This window comes from Mycobacterium sp. NGS15, from assembly GCF_059813245.1.
The window spans coordinates 403,254-420,762 of sequence record NZ_JCALEF010000002.1 but is presented as its reverse complement, the minus strand read 5'-3'; the positions used below and the strand labels follow the sequence as shown (position 1 = coordinate 420,762).

The following is a 17,509-nucleotide window of genomic DNA, read 5'->3' as shown; positions in this document are numbered from 1 at the left end:
GATCCGGCACGGCCATCAGCTACATCCGCATGACCGCAATACCGCTGCGGTGTTATCCACCGCATTGCGCGCGGTGGGTGCGGTCGCCTGATTCTGCATCAGCGTAAAGGTCAGCACGCGCCCGCTGACATCGGTGACCACACCCGCCAAGGTGTTCACACCCGTGAGCGAGCCCGTCTTGGCGCGCAACCATCCTGCCGCGGTTTGATTTTGGATGACAAAGCGTTCGGACAGCGTGCCACTGCCACCCGCGATAGGCAGCACATCTAGGAGGGGACGCAGCTTCGGCTGGTCGGGGCCGGCGGCGGCTCCGATGACCTCGTTGAGGGTTCGTGCGGTGACCCTGTCGTCCACCGACAACCCACTGGAATCACGCAGTGTCAGACCGGTGAGGTCGATTCCCGCGCTGCGTAATTGGCTGGTGACCGCATCGACGGTTCCGGAGAAGGTCTGCGACCGGCCCGAGGCCAGCGCCACTTCGCGGCCAATGGTTTCGGCCATGACGTTGTCGGAGGCATTCATCATCTCCCGCAGCCGCTCCATCAGCGGTGCCGACTGAACGGAGGCAATGGATTTCGCCGTCGGCGGCGCCGCATCCAACCGCACCACGTCCGGGTCGACCCCGAGCGCCGTGGCGAGTGCACGGCCCGCGTCGAGTGCGGGGGTGGTGGAACGACGCGAGTCGTAGTCAGTCGGCTGCGTACGGCCCGCGTCGAGCATCACGGCCTGGATGGGCGCGACGTCGCCGCCGTCGATATCGGCCGGATCCCATCCGGGCGCCATGGACGGTCCACCGAACCGGCTGATATCGACCGTGATCGACGTGACACTGACCCCCGACTTACGGACCTGCTCGGCCAGATCACTGATGCGCGCGGCATCGCGGTACCAGGTGTCGGCATCGGCCGGCGCAGCACTGAGAATCGGATCGCCACCGCCGACCAAGGTCACCAATCCCCGCTGTCCGGCGGTATCCGCCACTACCGAGGTGGTGAGTTTGGCGGCCCGATCAAGGGTGAGCAGCGCGGCCGCTGCGGTCAGCACCTTGTTGGTGGACGCGGGCACCATCGGCACCGTGGAGCCCTGCTGCCACAGCTCGCGGCCGGTCAGTGCGTCGGTCACCCGGCCGGTGAACATGGCCAGCGCCGGATCGGCCAGCGCCTTGTCCAGCGCTTCTGCCAAACCATCTGCCGTCGGCACCGGTGCCGAATCCGAAACCGGGACGAGGCCCGGTTTCGGGGTGACAAGCGTCGGTTCTGGGTCGGCGTTCTGCGACGGGCGGGAAGTAGAAGCTCCGGTGGTCAGCGACGCCACGAGAACCAGCGCGGCAATCGCCAGCACGACGGCGACAGCGAGCAGAACGTGGGTAGAGCGCCGCCAGCGACGCGGATCAAGTGCCCTGGCGGTGACCATGCTCTGCAGGGTATCGCTATCCTGGTGCGCGCTGGACGAGCGCTTGCGCGAAGACCGACCGACTGAGTACCACCGACATTCAAGGAGCGGGTGTGGAGTTCGACGTCACCATCGAGATCCCCAAGGGACAGCGCAACAAGTATGAGGTCGATCACGAGACCGGCCGCGTGCGCCTGGACCGCTACCTCTACACCCCGATGGCCTACCCCACCGACTACGGCTTCATCGAGAACACCCTCGGCGAGGACGGCGACCCGCTGGACGCCCTGGTACTGCTACCCGAGTCCGTCTTCCCCGGTGTGATCGTCGAGGCTCGGCCCGTCGGCATGTTCAAGATGGTCGACGACGGCGGCGGTGACGACAAGGTGCTGTGTGTGCCCGCGGGCGACCCACGCTGGGATCACATCCAGGAAATCGGCGATGTGTCGAGCTTCGACCTGGACGCCATCAAGCACTTCTTCGTGCACTACAAGGACCTGGAACCCGGCAAGTTCGTCAAGGCTGCCGACTGGGTGGGCCGCACCGAGGCCGAGGCCGAGGTCGTGGCGTCGTTCGAGCGCCTCAAAACCCAGGGGCACTAGCCCGGCATAGGCGCCTGGCATACGACGGCGAACACGTCAGTGCTGCTTTGGGCGACGGTCACTCCGTCGACGGTGATGGAACAGCTGATGGTGCCCTCGCCGACCATGGTGACATTCATGGTCAGCGGAACGTCCCGACGTGTAACCGTCACCGAGACCGCCCACGGCTGCGAAATATTCGACACACGCACATAGTCGTTGTCCGTCATATAGGCGACATTGACCCCGCCGCCCTGACCACCCACGCTGTAGGTGACGCTCTTGCCGCCGTTCCCGGAACCCCCGGGACCCTGACCCGTCGTGGGCACCGGCGTGGGCGCCTCGGTCGTGGTGGGCACCGGAGGCGCCTCGGTGGTCGTTGGCGTGGTCTCGACACCGGTGCTGGGGTTCGGCGGGGGTGGTGATGGCGGCGGCGGCTCGGTCGTCGTTATCGACGGCAACGGGACATCGTTGGGCCCCGTCCACGTCGTCGACGGAGTGACGGTGACCGTCGTCTGAGCTGCCACCTCGGTTCGGCGGGTAATGACCACGATCGCCGTCAGGGCTATCGCCAGCACCGCCAGAACACTGACGCCGGCGACTATCCATGGCCATTTCGGGGGCTTCGGATCCTCGGGATAGGGAATCGGCTCGCCGGGCGGCCACGGCTCCTGCGGGTACTGCTGCCAGGCTGGATCCGTCACTGTCCCCCACTCCCTCCCCAGTCTTACTCGGTGCAATGTTACGTCGCGTTAAGCTCCTGCAAAATGCACGGTCCCCCTCTAGCGAACAGCAGCGCCCCGTCGAATCATGGTCCTATGTTGATGCATCAGGGCATCGGCCGCGACACGTTCAACCAGATGCCCGACACCAAAGCGGTCCACGCGCTGTACGAGTGCGGTGGCAGCGTGACCTGGGCACGGAAGATCGCCGCGGGGCGGCCGTTCGCCAATCATGATGCCCTGTTCCGATTCGCCGACAATGAGTTGTTCGCGCTGTCCGAGGAGTCGCTGGACGAGGTGCTGATCGCCTATCCGGCGCTGGGAAAACGGCCGGGAAGTGCACGATCCCATGCCGAGCAATGCGCCATCCGCGATGAGACGCCGGGGATGATGGCAGCGCTGCGGGCCGCCGCGCATCGATACGAGCACCACTTCGGTCATCGCTTCGTCATGCACATGTGCGGACAGGATGGTTCCTCGGTGCTGCGCGCGATCTCTGATCGCATGCACCACGACGTCGATACCGAGCGCAAGGTGACGCGCAACGAGCTCGCGAAGATCAATCGCACCCGGCTGGAGCGCATGCTCGGCCCCGAGGGTGGTTACGACAACTGGTGAGCGCCGCGCCTACGGGCTCGCTTAGGCCGCCAGCGGTATCCGCTGGGGCAGCAGCGCCAATACGCGGCGTGCGGCACAGCTGATGTCCATGGTGGGCGACGCCGGAATCAGAGTGACCCCGTCAGCGACACCGGCCAGGTAGATATCGGCTATCAAACCGGCCAGCCCTTCCGGCGTGCCCGCATACGAGACCGCCGACGGCACTCTCAGGCTGGCGAAATGTTTACGCGCCGATCGCGAGTCGGCCTCGACGTGCACGTAGACATCCAGGATGACCGCGGGTGCGTCCTTGCGCGCGGTGCGCAGAGAGTGCCGGGCCCGCTGTGCCTGTTTGAGATCGGGGGCATTGACGCGTGCGGTGACACCCGTTCCGTTGGTCAGTTCACGCCAGCCTGCAGCATCGTCGGTGAAAACCCGAAACGTCTGATGTTGTGTCGCCACAGCCGCCACGGTACCGACGAGGTCCAGGCATGGCCATCGTTGAATTCCGGGTGAGCCGATAGGCCCCGATCACACCGCCGGCTGCTCGGTGAGCGGCGCCGACGAGGTGCGTTCGGTCAGGTTGTCGATGACATGTTGCACCTTGGGCATGAGCGTGTCGATATCCAATCCGAGCCAGTACGGAATCGGATACATGAAATGTCGATTGAGACCGGGCAGGAGCCTGCTCAAGAAGTAGCCCAGCCACGCTTCGGGACGCACCGGAGCCACCGCAAAGTTGTAGCGCGCCGCGCGGACCGTGGCCCGCGCGACCTGTGGGGGACCGATCAGCTGGTCCAGTACCCGCATCGGGGCAGAGGACTGGAAGGCCCTCATCGCGTTGTTCGCGCGCTCGCGCACATCATCGCGAAGGTCCAGGCCGGCGACGGTGGCGTTTACCCCGATGTTGGTGTTGATGAAGCCGGGGCACACCGCGGATACGCCGATTCCCTTGGGGCCCAATTCCATCCGCATACACTCGCTCAGCATCTTCACCGCCGCCTTGGAGGCCGAATAGGCGGGGAAGATCGGCGTCGGGGTGATGGCCCCCGCCGAGGCGATATTGACGATCTGACCGCCACGGCCACGTTCGGCCATCTGCTTGCCAAAGACTCGTCCGCCATAGGCGACACCGAATACGTTGACCCGGAACTGTTTTTCCCAGTGCTCCTGCTCAAGATCGAAGAAGCGCCCGCCGACCATGATGCCCGCGTTGTTCACCAGAACATCGGGGACACCGTATTCGGCCCGCACCTGATCAGCGAACCGCTCCCAGGCCGCCGGATCGGTGACATCGAGCTGAAAAGCCACCGCGCGATGGCCCTTTCGGTGGATGATCGCGGCCGTTTCCTGGGCTGTCGTCAGATCCACATCGGAGGCCACCACCTCCGCCCCGCCCCGGGCGAATTGGATAGCGATGGCTCGCCCGATGCCGCTTCCGGCTCCGGTTACGACGACAAGTTCTGGTTTGCGCCCCGGCAGCAGTCTCATCCCACAACCTCCTTGTTGCGCTTGCGCCTCGGCGCCGCCTTCACCACCGGCGCCACCGTCTCGGTGCCGTACCGGTAGTTGTCCAGCCGGAAGTACTTGTTGTGAAAGTACATTTCACCGAAACCGCCTGGGCGGAAGGGTGAATCACCATGGTTGTCGATGTAGTACGTATTGGCCGTCGAGCATGCCGGCGAGAGCCACAGGTGATTCTCATTGCGCGCGTGCATCTTGTCGAAGTAAGCCTGGTGCACATCCTGCTTGACCTCGGCGGTGGTGGCACCACGCTTCTTCGTCTCCGCTATCACCCGGGCCGCGTGCGCGGTGGTCGACTCGATCAGCATGTGATAGGGCCCAAAGACGTATCCGTAGGGTCCGAGGACGAGGAAGAAGTTGGGGTAATCCGGCACCGAAACGCCCTGATATGCCTGATAACGGTTCTCCTGGAAGAACTGCTTCAGATCCTTGCCGCGCCGACCGGCGGTCGGGAAGGCCGGCATGTGGTCCCAGATCGCGAAACCGGTGGCGCAGATCAACACATCCACTTCGTGTTCGACCCCATCCGCGGTCAGCAGGCCCTTCTCGGTGATCCGTTGAATGGGTTCGGTCACCAGGGCGACGTTGGGACGGTTGAACGTCTTGAGGTAGGTATTGGAGAACGAAGGGCGCTTACAGCCAAAACCGTAGTACGGCAGCAGCTTCTCTCGGGTAACCGGATCATCGACCTGAGTACGCATCCAGCCGCGCATCCGGTTCGCCAGGGCCATCGAGGCGGATTCGACGTATTTGGAGTCGAGCTTGAAGACGGCGTCCGGGATGTATGCGGTACTGAGGTTGATGGCGTGCCGAATGCCCTTGGCGACACCCGGGAACCCGAACAGGGCCCGCCAGAACGCGTTGTACTTCAGGTCGGGCTTGGGCCCCACATAGATGGGGGTGCGCTGAAAGACGGTGAGATGGCCGACCTCGGGGGCGATCTCCGGAACCAGCTGCAGTGAGGTGGCGCCGGTGCCGATGACCGCCACTCGTTTTCCGGCCAGCTGAATATCCTTATCCCACAACGCGGTGTGCATCAGTACCCCCCGATAGGAGTCGATACCGTCTATCTCGGGCAGCTTGGGTTGCTCGAGGCCACCCGTCGCGGCGATCACGTGCCGAGCCGTGATGACGCTGTCGTCATCCAGAGTAAGAGCCCACATGTTATGCGCCTCATCAAATTCCTGGCGCACCACGCGGGCGTTGAACCGGATCTTGCGGCGCAGTTCATGCTTGTCCACGAGTTCGTTGGCGTATCCCTCAAGCTCGTCACCGGGCGTGAAGAACTTGGACCAGGTGGTCTTCTGGTCGTAAGAAAAGCTGTAGATAAAGGTGGGGATGTCCACGGCAACCCCCGGGTACTTGTTGGCATGCCAGGTGCCTCCGGCAGCGCCCCACTTCTCCAGGATGACGAAGTCGTGGACACCCCTTTTGGTCAGCTCAATACCCGCACCAATGCCACCGAAGCCCGCCCCGATGATCACGACCTCATGGTCGGGAACAGCCCGTTCCCGACCGTTGATCTCACTACCCCGCACACGTGTACTAGTCATTCGACGTCCTTGTCAGTCCGACCCTGTGATGTGTCGAACTGAAAGTATCACGTATTACAAGTAACGAATACTGTGTCGGCGCCTAGACCACCAGGAAATCCGGGAGCGGCCTTTTGTCGTCAACCGGCCCGACTTGCCCGTCACGCTCGGTATAGGTCAGCGCCGGCCCATGGTGGACGAGCTCACCGATGGCATCGACGAGGCGCGTGATGTCACTCGCGGTGGTGCCCAGCCCGATACTTGCGCGCAACGCGCCCCCTGGCCTGCCCAGCCTGGCCAGCAGCGGATGCGCGCAGAATCTGCCGTCCCGCAGCCCGATTCCGTGTTCGGCCGACAGATAGGCCGCGGCGACCGACGGTGCGTATCCGGCGACAGTGAAGGAAACAATGCCCAGTACGTCACGGCCACTGTTCCAAATGCGCAGGGTGTCAACACCTTCGATCGCGGCGAGCCCGTCCCGAAGTTGGGCGGTGAGCGCATCCTCGACGTGGCCTATATCCCCCAGCGCGGCCAACGCCTCGCACGCAGCCGCCACGGCGGCGACGCCGACCACATTGGGCGTGCCCGCCTCATGCCGCTGCGGTCCCACGAGCCACTCGGCCCTGTCGATACCAACATTGTGAACCGCCCCGCCACCCGCAAGATAAGGCCTCGCGGTGTCGAGCCAGTCACTGTGCCCCACAAGGACTCCGGCACCAAACGGCGCATACAGCTTGTGCCCGGAGAACGCGAGGTAGTCGATTCCGGTTGCCACCAGGTCGATTCGGCGGTGCGGAACCAGCTGCGCCCCGTCGACGGCGATCCTCGCTCCGTACCGGTGTGCGACGGCCGCGAGTTCGGCCAACGGCAGCACCTCGCCGGTGACATTCGAAGCGCCGGTGACGGCCAGCAGTGCGGCGGGCCGCCGGGCGAGCTCGTCGGCCAAGGCGATGACGGTGTCTGCAACGGTCGCTCGATGCCTTACCACCCGGGCGTCATATCGCTGCCAGGTCAACAGGTTTGCGTGGTGCTCGATATCGAGAACCACCACCTCACCCGGCACCGCCGAGGCGAGCAGATTCAACGAGTCGGTGGTGTTACGGGTAAAGATCACGTGGTGGTCGGCGGCGGCCCCGACGAAGCGTCCCACCGTCTCACGGGCGCCCTCGTAGAGAGTCGTGCACACGCGTGAGGCGTATCCGGCGCCACGATGCACACTGGCGTAGTAGGGCAGCAGTTCGGTGACGCGGTCCGCGACGTCGCAGAGTGCGGGCGCACTGGCGGCATAGTCAAAATTGGCGTAACGGATCCAGCCACCTTGGGCCAGTGGAACTTTGATATCGGCTCCCACAACACGCGCAGCCGGTTGCTCGGACCCAGAAGGTTCGGATGCTGAAGGTTTGGATACTGACATGTGACATCCCATCTCACCGGACCCGCCCGGCGAGTCCACGCTTGCCGCGCCCGGTTGAGCGCGGCCAGGTCGTCACCTGGAGCACCCCGCCGTGGATGAGCCGCCTGCGTGAAGACAAACGGCATGGAGGAGGGTTGCCGACCAGCTAGCCAGGGCTTATCGCTGGTACTCATGACCTGTGCGCAGTCTGCTCGCCGTTCGCAGCCACCGTCAAGCGCATTACGCAGGGTGATTTCAAATCCCGCCGTGTCAGCTCGTGAATCCAGCTCGATTTTCCGATCCCCGCGCCATAGGGCAGACTGACTAGCGGAGGGGAGTATTCCTTCGCTGCGGTGTCGTCATCACATCGGCCATTGTCGGACCGGTCGGTGCCGCAGGCCGGTCACCTGCCGGCGGAAGAGACCTCCGGCGTTTTGGCGACCGGAGGTTATTTCATGCAGGTATCCCAGCTCGAATGGATCATCACGCTGGCCGTCACGGTCGCGATCTTGTTGGTCGACGTCGTGGTGATCGGCAGGCGGCCCCATGAACCCTCCGTCCGCGAAACTGCCACCGCCCTCAGCGTCTACATAGGGCTCGCGGTGGCATTCGGCCTCTGGGTGTGGTTCTTCCACGGCAGCCAGTTCGGGCTGGAGTTCTTCGCGGGCTGGCTCACCGAATACAGCCTCTCGGTGGACAATCTGTTCATTTTCCTGATCATCATGGCCAGCTTCAAAGTGCCCCGGGTTTATCAGCAAGAGGCGCTGTTGATCGGCATCATCCTGGCGCTGATCTTCCGCGGCATCTTCATTGCCCTGGGCGCGGTGGCCATCAACCAGTTCTCCTGGATCTTCTATCTGTTCGGCGCGTTCCTGGTGTACACCGCCGTCAACCTGGCGCGCGACACCGAGCATGACGACGACGCCGACAACGCCGTGGTGCAGTTCGCCCGCAAGCACCTGCGGACGACCGACACGTGGGACGGCCTGCGCCTGTGGGTCCGGGATAACAGTGCGAACGGCGCCAGACTCATCACGCCGATGTTCCTGGTGATCGTCGCCCTGGGCACCACCGATCTTCTCTTCGCGCTCGACTCGATCCCCGCGATCTACGGGCTCACCAAAGAGCCCTACCTGGTGTTCACCGCCAACGTGTTCGCCCTCATGGGTCTGCGCCAGCTGTACTTCCTGCTCGGCGACATGCTCAAGCGACTGGTGTACCTGTCGCAGGGGCTGGCGTTCATCCTGTTCTTCATCGGCGTCAAGCTGATCCTGCATGCGCTGCACGAGAACGAGCTTCCCTTCATCAACGGCGGCGAGCCGGTGCATGTGCCCGAGATCCCCACGTTGGCAAGTCTTGCGGTGATCGTCGTGACGCTGCTCATCACCACCGTCGCCAGCCTGTACAAGACCAGGCGGACGGCGAAAGAGGGCTAGGGCTCCACGCCCGAAGGAATCGGCTGGCGGACCGCCGTGGCAAACTTGGCGGCCATGGGGTGACCGTGCCCAGCGGACCACTTCCGCGCGGCGACGAGCTCAGCCGCACCCGGACCGATAGGCTCGCTGCGGTACCCCTCCAGGCTCACAAAACCGACGCGGAACTAACGAGGAGCAGCGTGACCGGCCCCGACGAGTCACCCATGAGCCGCGCGCGCGAAGAGGCCCCCCAGCCCGCCGCTCATGACACCCCGGCCCACCCGGTGCCCCCGCAGTACCTGCTCGGCAGGTCAGCCCCTCCGGCCCGGACCCTGATAGACATCCTCTACTCCACCGCCGCGGAGCACCCCGACGCGCCCGCCATCGACGACGGCACCATCCAGCTCACGTACTCCGAGCTCATCGTCGACGTCGAGGCGAGTGTCGAGTGGCTTGGCACCCGGGGAATCGGGCGCGGTGATCGCGTCGGCATCCGGATGCCCTCGGGCAGCTACTCGCTTTATGTGGCGATCCTGGCGACCCTGGCCGCGGGAGCCGCGTACGTTCCCGTCGACGCCGACGATCCCGAGGAACGCGCGGCGCTGGTATTCGGCGAGGCGCAGGTGGCCGCCGTGATCACCCCCGGCGGCCTGGTTCGTGGACCCGGTTCCTCGCGTGGCTGGCGCGCCACCAAACCCACACCACGCGACGACGCCTGGATCATCTTCACCTCGGGTTCCACCGGCACTCCTAAGGGCGTGGCGGTGACGCATCGCAACGCGGCCGCCTTTGTCGACGCCGAAGCACAGATGTTCTTGCAGGACAATCCGATTGGTCCAGATGACCGAGTGCTCGCCGGACTCTCTGTGGCCTTCGACGCCTCGTGCGAAGAGATGTGGCTCGCGTGGCGCTACGGTGCGTGTCTGGTACCCGCGCCGCGATCCCTGGTGCGCAGCGGCATGGATCTGGGGCCGTGGCTGGTATCTCGCGATGTCACCGTGGTGTCGACGGTGCCCACCCTGGCCGCATTGTGGCCGGCGGAAGCGCTGGAGGCGGTGCGGCTCCTGATTTTCGGCGGCGAGGCCTGCCCGCCGGATCTGGCCGAACGGCTCGCCACCGGGGAAGACGGTGCCGCCCGCGAGGTGTGGAATACCTACGGACCCACCGAGGCGACCGTGGTCGCATGCGCGGCACGACTCGACGGGATCAGCCCCGTCAGCATCGGGTTGCCCCTTCCGGGTTGGGATCTGGCAGTCGTGGATGCGCAGGGCAACCAGGTCGGTTACGGCGAGATCGGCGAACTGGTCATCGGCGGCGTCGGGCTGGCCAAGTACCTCGATCCCGAAAAGGACGCCGAAAAGTACGCTCCTTTAAATACTTTGGGATGGTCACGGGCCTACCGCAGCGGTGACCTGGTGCGCCTGGAACCCGACGGGTTGTACTTCCAGGGCCGCGCCGACGACCAGGTGAAGGTCGGCGGCCGGCGCATCGAACTCGGCGAGGTGGATGCGGCGCTGGTCAACCTGCCCGGTGTGAGTGGGGGTGCGGCCGCGGTGCGCAAGACCGCCAGCGGCACCCCGTTACTGGTCGGCTACATCGCCAGTGCCGACCCCAACTTCGACATCGCCGCGGCCCGTGCGAGCCTGGCCGAGTCGCTACCGGCCGCGCTGGTGCCGCGATTAGTCAAGCTTGACGAACTGCCCACGCGCACATCGGGAAAGGTCGATCGCAACGCACTGCCGTGGCCGCCACCTGGAACGAATGCCGACGAGGATGCCACTGAACTGGGCGGCACCATGGGCTGGCTCGCCGGATTGTGGCGCGACATCCTGGCGGCCGCGGTCGACGGGCCCGAGGCCGACTTCTTCGCTCTCGGCGGCGGATCACTCTCCGCCGCGCAGCTGGTCGCGGCATTGCGGCAGCGCTACCCGCAGGTGACCGTCGCGAACCTGTACGACCAGCCACGGCTCGGATCGCTGGCCACCTATCTGGACGAGCTGGCGCCTCCTATCGAGGTCGAACCCCGGATCGTGAAGCCGGTACCGCGGCTGGCCGAGCTGGCGCAGTTGGTGGCGACAGTTCCGTTGACCACCCTCACGGGCCTGCAATGGGCTACCTGGCTCGCTCTGGCCAACAACGTGTTCGCAATATTCAGCAATGTGCCATGGCTGGTCACGGTCAACTGGTGGGTATTGCTGGCGGCCTTCGTCCTCTTCATCACACCACTGGGCCGCATGAGCATCACCGTCATCGGCGCGCGGCTACTGCTGTCCGGGGTCAAACCCGGGATATACGAACGTGGCGGAAGTGTGCACCTCCGAGTGTGGATCGCCGACCGGCTCGCCACTGCCAGCGGCGCCGAGAACCTTTCCGGCGCACCATGGATGGTGTATTACGCCAGGGCGTTGGGTGCACGTGTAGGTAACGGTGTCGACCTGCATTCCTCGCCGCCGGTAACGGGCTGGCTCGAGCTCGGCGACCGCAGTTCCATCGAACCCGAAGTCGATCTGTCCGGGCATTGGGTTGACGGCGACAAGTTCCATCTCGGCCCCATCGTCGTCGGCGACGACGCCACCGTCGGGGCCCGCACCACCCTGTTACCGGGAGCGGTCATCGGCAAGAACGCAGATGTCGCACCGGCTTCCGGCGTTATCGGCAAAGTCAAGAACGGCCAGTACTGGAAGGGCTCACCGGCCGTGAAGTCTGGCAAGGCCCGGCATCCGTGGCCGGATTACCGTCCGCCCCGAGCTGGGCAATGGGTGCCGATCTACGGGGTGACATCGATCCTGCTGGGCGGACTGCCCTTGTTCGCACTGGCGGCGGGACTCGGCGTGGTGGCCTTTGGCATCAGGAACACGGCGACGGTTTGTGAAGCCGTGGTGCCCGCGCTCATGTGGACACCCGGCGCGGCACTGGTCAGCGTGATCGTGTACGCCACCATCACCGTGGTACTGGTGCGGCTAATGTCGATCGGTGTGCACGAGGGGTATCACCCCGTCCGTAGCCGACAGGGATGGCAGCTGTGGGCCACAGAACGCCTGATGGATGCCGCCCGTAACTATTTGTTCCCCATCTACGCCAGCCAACTGACTCCATGGTGGCTGCGCATCCTGGGCGCGAAAATCGGTAAAGACACCGAGATTTCGACAGCACTGCTGATACCGAAGTTCACCGAGGTCGACGACGGCGCATTCCTTGCCGACGACACCATGGTTGCGTCCTATGAGTTGGGCGGCGGTTGGATTCACATTGCCAAGGCCCGAATAGGCAAGCGCGCATTCCTGGGGAACTCGGGGATTACCCAGCCGGGCCGCAAGGTGCCCAATGACGCGCTGGTCGCCGTCCTCTCGGCGACTCCGCACAAGGCCAAGTCGGGTTCGTCGTGGATCGGTAGCCCACCGAAGCGCCTTCGGCGCAAGGCTGATGGCGCCGATTCCGCGCTGACATTCGAGCCCCCATTCCGGCTCAAGGTCATGCGGGGGATCGTGGAGACATGCCGCATCATCCCGATAATCGTCACGTTCGGGATCGGGGTCGGGGTACTTCTGGCTTTGCAGACGATCGCCATTCGGTCCAATTTCTGGGCGGCCGGCGCACTCAGTGGCGTGGTGCTACTGATCGCCGGCGCCGTGGCCGGCGTGGTGAGCGTCGTGGCCAAGTGGGTGGTGGTCGGGCGCACCAAGGCCGTGGAGAAGCCGCTCTGGTCCTCGTTCGTCTGGCGCAATGAGGTCGCCGATACCTTCGTGGAAACCGTTGCCGCCGTGTGGTTCGCACGCGCCGCATCGGGAACGGCGATGCAGAACTGGTGGCTGCGGGGTCTGGGCGCGAAGATCGGCCGCGGAGTGTGGTGCGAGACGTATTGGCTACCCGAGGCCGATCTGGTGACCCTGGGCACGGGCGCGACCGTGAACCGTGGCTGCGTGGTGCAAACACACCTGTTCCACGACCGGATCATGCGCATGGACACCGTGACCCTCGGTGAGGGTGCCACCCTCGGACCACATTGTGTCGCGCTCCCCGCCGCCGAACTGGGGGCCGGCGCTACGGTCGGCCCCGCCTCCCTGGTTGTCCGTGGTGACGTCGTACCTCCGTCAACCAGGTGGCAGGGCAACCCCATTTCTCCATGGGGCAAGCTGGATCCGATGGCGCCGAAAAAGCCCAAGGGCGGCAAGGTTTCCCCAAATAAGAATTCCGGGGCGGCATGACCAAACCTGATAAGAAGCCAGGAAGGAAACTAGCCAAAAGGCTTCCCCCACGGCCTCCGATCATCGATCCCTATCTGCCACAGAACGGCAACTACGGGTATCGGGTGTCGCGCTATGAGCTGGACCTGGAATACAAAGTGGCCATCAACCGGCTGACCGGTACCGCGATGATCACCGCCGTCACCCTCGCCACTCTCAAGGAGTTCACCCTCGACCTCGCCGATACTCTCGGTGTCTCGAAGGTGACCGTGAATGGCAGGCGTCCAACACATTTCGGGCATCGCGGCGGAAAGATCACCGTCAAGCTGGCCACCGCCATCCCCGCGGGAGCAGCCATGACCATCGCTATCCGGTACGGCGGATCACCACGACCTATCAACAGCATGTGGGGAGACGTCGGGTTCGAGGAGCTGTCCAATGGCGCGCTGGTGGCCGGACAGCCGAACGGCGCGGCGTCCTGGTTCCCGTGCGACGATCACCCCAGCTCCAAGGCGAGCTATCGGTTTGTCATCAGCAGCGACAGCCCGTACTGCGTTGTCTCCAACGGAGAGTTGGTATCCCGGAGAGTCCGGGCCGCACACACTACCTGGACCTACGAGCAGCCCGAGCCGATGGCGCCCTACCTGGCTACGCTGCAGATCGGGGACTACCAGACCGTCAAGCTCGCCAAGAACCCGATCTCGATGAACGCCGCGCTCCCCTCCCGGCTGTATGACCGGTTCACTCACGACTTCGGCAGGCAGCCACAGATGATGAAGCTGTTCATCAAACAGTTTGGCCCGTACCCGTTCGCCGCCGGGTACACCGTGGTAGTCACCGATGACGAACTCGATATCCCGCTGGAGGCACAAGGCATTTCGGTGTTCGGGGCCAACCATTGCGATGGGCAGCGGCACTCTGAGCGACTCGTTGCACATGAGCTGGCGCACCAGTGGTTCGGCAACAGCGTCACTGCACGCCGCTGGCGCGACATCTGGCTCCACGAAGGGTTCGCCTGTTACGCCGAGTGGCTGTGGTCCGAAGAGTCCGGTGGACCGTCGGCCGATGCCCGCGCACGCCACTACCACCAAAAACTCAAGGACCTCCCCCAAGACTTGATCCTGGCCGACCCAGGCCCACAACTGATGTTCGACGATCGCGTGTACAAGCGCGGCGCATTGACGTTGCACGCCTTGCGGTTGCGGCTCGGTGACACCAAGTTTTTTGCGCTACTGCAGGATTGGACCACTCGGTACCGACACAGCACCGTCATCACCGACGACTTCACCGGCCTGGCCGCCGGCTACTCCGACGAATCGCTGCGGCCGCTATGGACCGGATGGCTCTACGAGAAGCAGCTGCCGCCCCTGGACCGGAAGTGACCGACGCCGGCCCCACCGAGTTTGAGCCTCTCCACCCGAGCGGCTCATCGGTCCGCTCCAGCTTCGCACGAATCGGTGTGGCCACAGCCATCAGCGCGATCTGCGGCTACACCGTGCTGTACCTGGCGGCCCGCGAGCTGGGCCCCGCCTTGTTCTCGGTATTCGGAGTCTTCTGGGGTGCATTCGGTCTGGTGACCGGCGCGGCCAATGGGTTACTGCAGGAGACCACTCGCGAAGTGCGACTATCGCTGGCACAGCGTGAGCGCTCCCCCCTGTCCACCACCCTTCCGATCAGGATCGCCGTCGCGTTCGCCATCGCTTCCGCCGTCGGCATCGTCGGCACCGCACCACTGTGGGCATCGCAGGTGTTCACCGAGTTTCGTTGGCTCAGCGTGGCCTTGCTTGCCGGTGGGCTCGCCGGGTTCTGTATGCACGCGACCACCCTGGGGGCCCTGGCCGGGTCGGGCAGGTGGACCCAATACGGCGTGCTCATGGTGACAGATGCGGGAATCCGTTTGGTGGTGGCAGTTGTCACCTTCGTGGCCACCATCGGGCTTGTCGGGTATCTGTGGGCGACGGTGGCCGGATCGATGTCCTGGTTACTACTCACCGTGGTCTCGAAACCGACCCGCGAGGCGCTCACGGTACCCGCGCTCGTCGACACCATGGAATTCCTGCGCGGCGCGCGGCATTCGATCGCCGCGGCCGCGGCCAGTGCGGTTCTGGTGATGGGTTTTCCGGTGCTGTTGCAGTCAACGACAGGCGATCTGGGCACCACCGGCGGCGTCGTGATCCTGGCCGTCACACTGACCCGTGCGCCGCTACTGGTGCCGCTGACAGCGCTGCAGGGCAACCTCATAGCCCATTTCGTGGATGAGCGGGATCGGCGCCTGAGCGCGCTCATCACCCCCGCCGCCATCATCACCGGTGTCGGGACGGTAGGCATCGTGCTCGCTACGACCATTGGCCCCTGGTTGCTGCGGACGGTGTTCGATCCGGCATATCAGGCGGGCGGTCCACTCCTGGGCTGGTTGACCGCCGGTGCGGTGATGATCGCCTTGCTGACGCTCACCGGGGCGGCCACCGTGGCACATGCCCGGCACCTGGCCTATTCGGTGGGATGGGTTGGGGCCACAGTGGTCTCGGCACTCTTACTGCTGTTGCCGCTCGGCTTGGAGGAGCGGACGGTTATCGCGTTGATAGGCGGGCCCGTCGTCGGCATCGTCGTGCATGTGGCCGCGCTTGCCTTCTGGCGGGACCCGCAGGCTCCCCAGGACATCATCGGTTGAGTGGCGCCCGATACGCTCAGAACCCTGCAGCGTGCTCCAATTCCCTCAGCGCCGCTTCGAGACCGTCGGCCATTTCGTCGATATCCGCGGCGACCTCCGGTGTGGTGACGAACCCGAAGTCCATGTGCTCCATATAGGAAAAGCACGTGATATTGAGGGCCACGTCCATAACGGGCGGACCAAGCGGGATCATCGACTCCAACTGGGCACCGGCCATATAGAGCGGAAATGACGGACCCGGGACGTTCGACAACACCAAATTGATCGGGGCCAGGTTCCGGGACAGCCCACTGGCGGTGTACGCCCGCGCCGCCAATTGCAACAGCCCCGGCGGCGTCGTATCCGTCAACCCCATGATCTGATGCGCCGACATCGCGCGCGCCATTTCCTTGGCGCCCTGCGTTCCCTCGTAAATCGCCCTGATCCGCGCGGCCGGATCGTCGATATCCGTCGCCAGCGATACGGTCATGGAACTGATCTGATTGCCGACCTCACCGTCGGTCTCCTCGGTGCGCACCGATACCGGGATCTGCACGATCAGCGGTTTATCCGGCAGCTCGTCGCGCTTGGCCAAATAGTCCCGGACGGCGCCGGCAACGATGGCCAGCACCACGTCGTTGACTTTGACCCCAAACGCGTCTTTGAGTGCCTTCACGCGCGCCAGCTCGAGGCGCGCCCCGGAGATGCGCCGGTGCGGCGACACCGGCGCATTGAAACGAGTGTGCGGAGCCTCGAAGTATCCGGGTGGCTTCCGTTCCATGCCGAAGACCGCCAGCTGCTGGCGAACCGTCTGCTGCACCAGCCGAACGACCCGATAGGGCGTTTTAACGCCCAGGTTGACCAACGCACTCAACAGGATGCGCTCACGACTGGGCAGTCCGAGCCCCACCAACGAACCGACAGTGTCGTCCGGCGCGGGCCGCGGCTCCGGAGCGATATCGAACAGGATCTCGCCCAGACCCGCACCCGAAACACCATCGACGATGGCGTGATGCATCTTGGTCAGCGTGGCAACGCGCCCGCCCTCGACACCCTCGATAACCCACAGCTCCCAAAGCGGTCGGGATCGGTCGAGCTTGTACGACATCAGCCGGCCTGCCAGCTCCTCCAGCTCCTTACGACCGCCGGGCGCGGGAACACCGATGCGACGAATATGAAAGTCGGGATCTAGTTCCTCGTCTTCGACGAACCACGGCCGATCCAAGCCCAGCGGCACGTCGGTGACTCGCCAACGCAGTTGCGGCATGGACGGAAGTCTCTCGACGATAAGGCTGCGAACCCGCTCAAAGCTGTAGTCGGGCGCATCGGTGGGGTCGTAGATGGACAGTCCCCCGATGTGCATATGCCAACCCGCCGTTTCGGCGTGCCAGAACGCCGCATCTACCCCAGACAGCCGCTGCATGGCCGAAACATTAGTGCCGCCGACCTTCCCTTCTGCCGGAATGGCAGGACTCGTCGGGGTCGGACAGAGCCGACGCCCGCCGACAGACCGCCGGTG

Annotated in this window: 13 protein-coding genes and 1 riboswitch; of the genes, 6 read left to right on the top strand and 7 right to left on the bottom strand. The window is 64.6% G+C overall.

Annotation, left to right across the window (positions count from 1 at the left end; genetic code table 11):
- Positions 1-15: 15 nt before the first annotated feature.
- The gene (dacB, locus tag AC5Y5C_RS06335; RefSeq protein WP_499970129.1) at positions 16-1,413 is read right to left on the bottom strand and encodes a D-alanyl-D-alanine carboxypeptidase/D-alanyl-D-alanine endopeptidase; all 1,398 of its coding nucleotides are present in this window, start codon (positions 1,411-1,413) and stop codon (positions 16-18) included.
- Between the two features lie 92 nt (positions 1,414-1,505).
- Between dacB and AC5Y5C_RS06330 the strand changes: the two genes are divergently transcribed.
- Positions 1,506-1,994, top strand: a complete 489-nt coding sequence (locus AC5Y5C_RS06330) for an inorganic diphosphatase (RefSeq protein WP_499970127.1) — start codon at positions 1,506-1,508, stop codon at positions 1,992-1,994.
- Here the strand turns inward: AC5Y5C_RS06330 and AC5Y5C_RS06325 are convergent.
- The gene (locus AC5Y5C_RS06325; protein WP_499970123.1) at positions 1,991-2,677 is read right to left on the bottom strand and encodes an MmpS family transport accessory protein; all 687 of its coding nucleotides are present in this window, start codon (positions 2,675-2,677) and stop codon (positions 1,991-1,993) included. The two genes, AC5Y5C_RS06330 and AC5Y5C_RS06325, sit on opposite strands and share 4 nt — an antisense overlap.
- Positions 2,678-2,791: 114 nt before the next feature.
- Between AC5Y5C_RS06325 and AC5Y5C_RS06320 the strand changes: the two genes are divergently transcribed.
- Positions 2,792-3,313, top strand: coding sequence for a 2-oxo-4-hydroxy-4-carboxy-5-ureidoimidazoline decarboxylase (locus AC5Y5C_RS06320; protein WP_499970119.1), 522 nt, complete (start codon positions 2,792-2,794; stop codon positions 3,311-3,313).
- A gap of 21 nt (positions 3,314-3,334) precedes the next feature.
- Here the strand turns inward: AC5Y5C_RS06320 and AC5Y5C_RS06315 are convergent, their stop codons facing one another.
- From AC5Y5C_RS06315 to AC5Y5C_RS06300, 4 genes are all read right to left on the bottom strand, one after another.
- Positions 3,335-3,754: a hypothetical protein gene (locus AC5Y5C_RS06315; RefSeq protein ID WP_499970117.1), complete on the bottom strand. Its 420-nt coding sequence runs from the start codon at positions 3,752-3,754 to the stop codon at positions 3,335-3,337.
- A gap of 69 nt (positions 3,755-3,823) precedes the next feature.
- Entirely contained in the window at positions 3,824-4,783 is a 960-nt protein-coding gene (locus AC5Y5C_RS06310; RefSeq protein WP_499970115.1) for an SDR family NAD(P)-dependent oxidoreductase, read from the bottom strand.
- Positions 4,780-6,369 carry a flavin-containing monooxygenase gene (locus AC5Y5C_RS06305; protein WP_499970113.1) on the bottom strand — a complete coding sequence of 530 codons (1,590 nt, stop codon included), beginning with the start codon at positions 6,367-6,369 and terminating at the stop codon, positions 4,780-4,782. The genes AC5Y5C_RS06310 and AC5Y5C_RS06305 overlap by 4 nt, the downstream gene beginning before the upstream one ends.
- A gap of 82 nt (positions 6,370-6,451) precedes the next feature.
- Positions 6,452-7,762, bottom strand: coding sequence for an aminotransferase class V-fold PLP-dependent enzyme (locus AC5Y5C_RS06300; protein WP_499970110.1), 1,311 nt, complete (start codon positions 7,760-7,762; stop codon positions 6,452-6,454).
- 32 nt (positions 7,763-7,794) lie between these two features.
- Positions 7,795-7,939, bottom strand: a riboswitch (SAM riboswitch).
- A 257-nt stretch (positions 7,940-8,196) separates the two neighbouring features.
- Here AC5Y5C_RS06300 and AC5Y5C_RS06295 point away from each other — a divergent pair.
- The 4 genes from AC5Y5C_RS06295 to AC5Y5C_RS06280 all read left to right on the top strand — a co-directional run bounded on the left by AC5Y5C_RS06295 (position 8,197) and on the right by AC5Y5C_RS06280 (position 16,011).
- Positions 8,197-9,177, top strand: coding sequence for a TerC family protein (locus AC5Y5C_RS06295; RefSeq protein ID WP_499970108.1), 981 nt, complete (start codon positions 8,197-8,199; stop codon positions 9,175-9,177).
- 179 nt (positions 9,178-9,356) lie between these two features.
- Complete coding sequence (locus AC5Y5C_RS06290) at positions 9,357-13,361, top strand: Pls/PosA family non-ribosomal peptide synthetase (protein WP_499970105.1); 4,005 nt, start codon at positions 9,357-9,359, stop codon at positions 13,359-13,361.
- A complete protein-coding gene (locus AC5Y5C_RS06285) occupies positions 13,358-14,722 on the top strand; it encodes a M1 family metallopeptidase (protein ID WP_499970102.1) in 1,365 nt (454 codons plus the stop codon). The genes AC5Y5C_RS06290 and AC5Y5C_RS06285 overlap by 4 nt, the downstream gene beginning before the upstream one ends.
- Positions 14,680-16,011, top strand: coding sequence for a polysaccharide biosynthesis protein (locus tag AC5Y5C_RS06280; RefSeq protein ID WP_499970100.1), 1,332 nt, complete (start codon positions 14,680-14,682; stop codon positions 16,009-16,011). The genes AC5Y5C_RS06285 and AC5Y5C_RS06280 overlap by 43 nt, the downstream gene beginning before the upstream one ends.
- 16 nt (positions 16,012-16,027) lie before the next feature.
- Here AC5Y5C_RS06280 and AC5Y5C_RS06275 read toward each other — a convergent pair whose 3' ends face one another.
- Positions 16,028-17,413 carry a WS/DGAT/MGAT family O-acyltransferase gene (locus tag AC5Y5C_RS06275; protein WP_499970098.1) on the bottom strand — a complete coding sequence of 462 codons (1,386 nt, stop codon included), beginning with the start codon at positions 17,411-17,413 and terminating at the stop codon, positions 16,028-16,030.
- Positions 17,414-17,509: the final 96 nt, after the last annotated feature.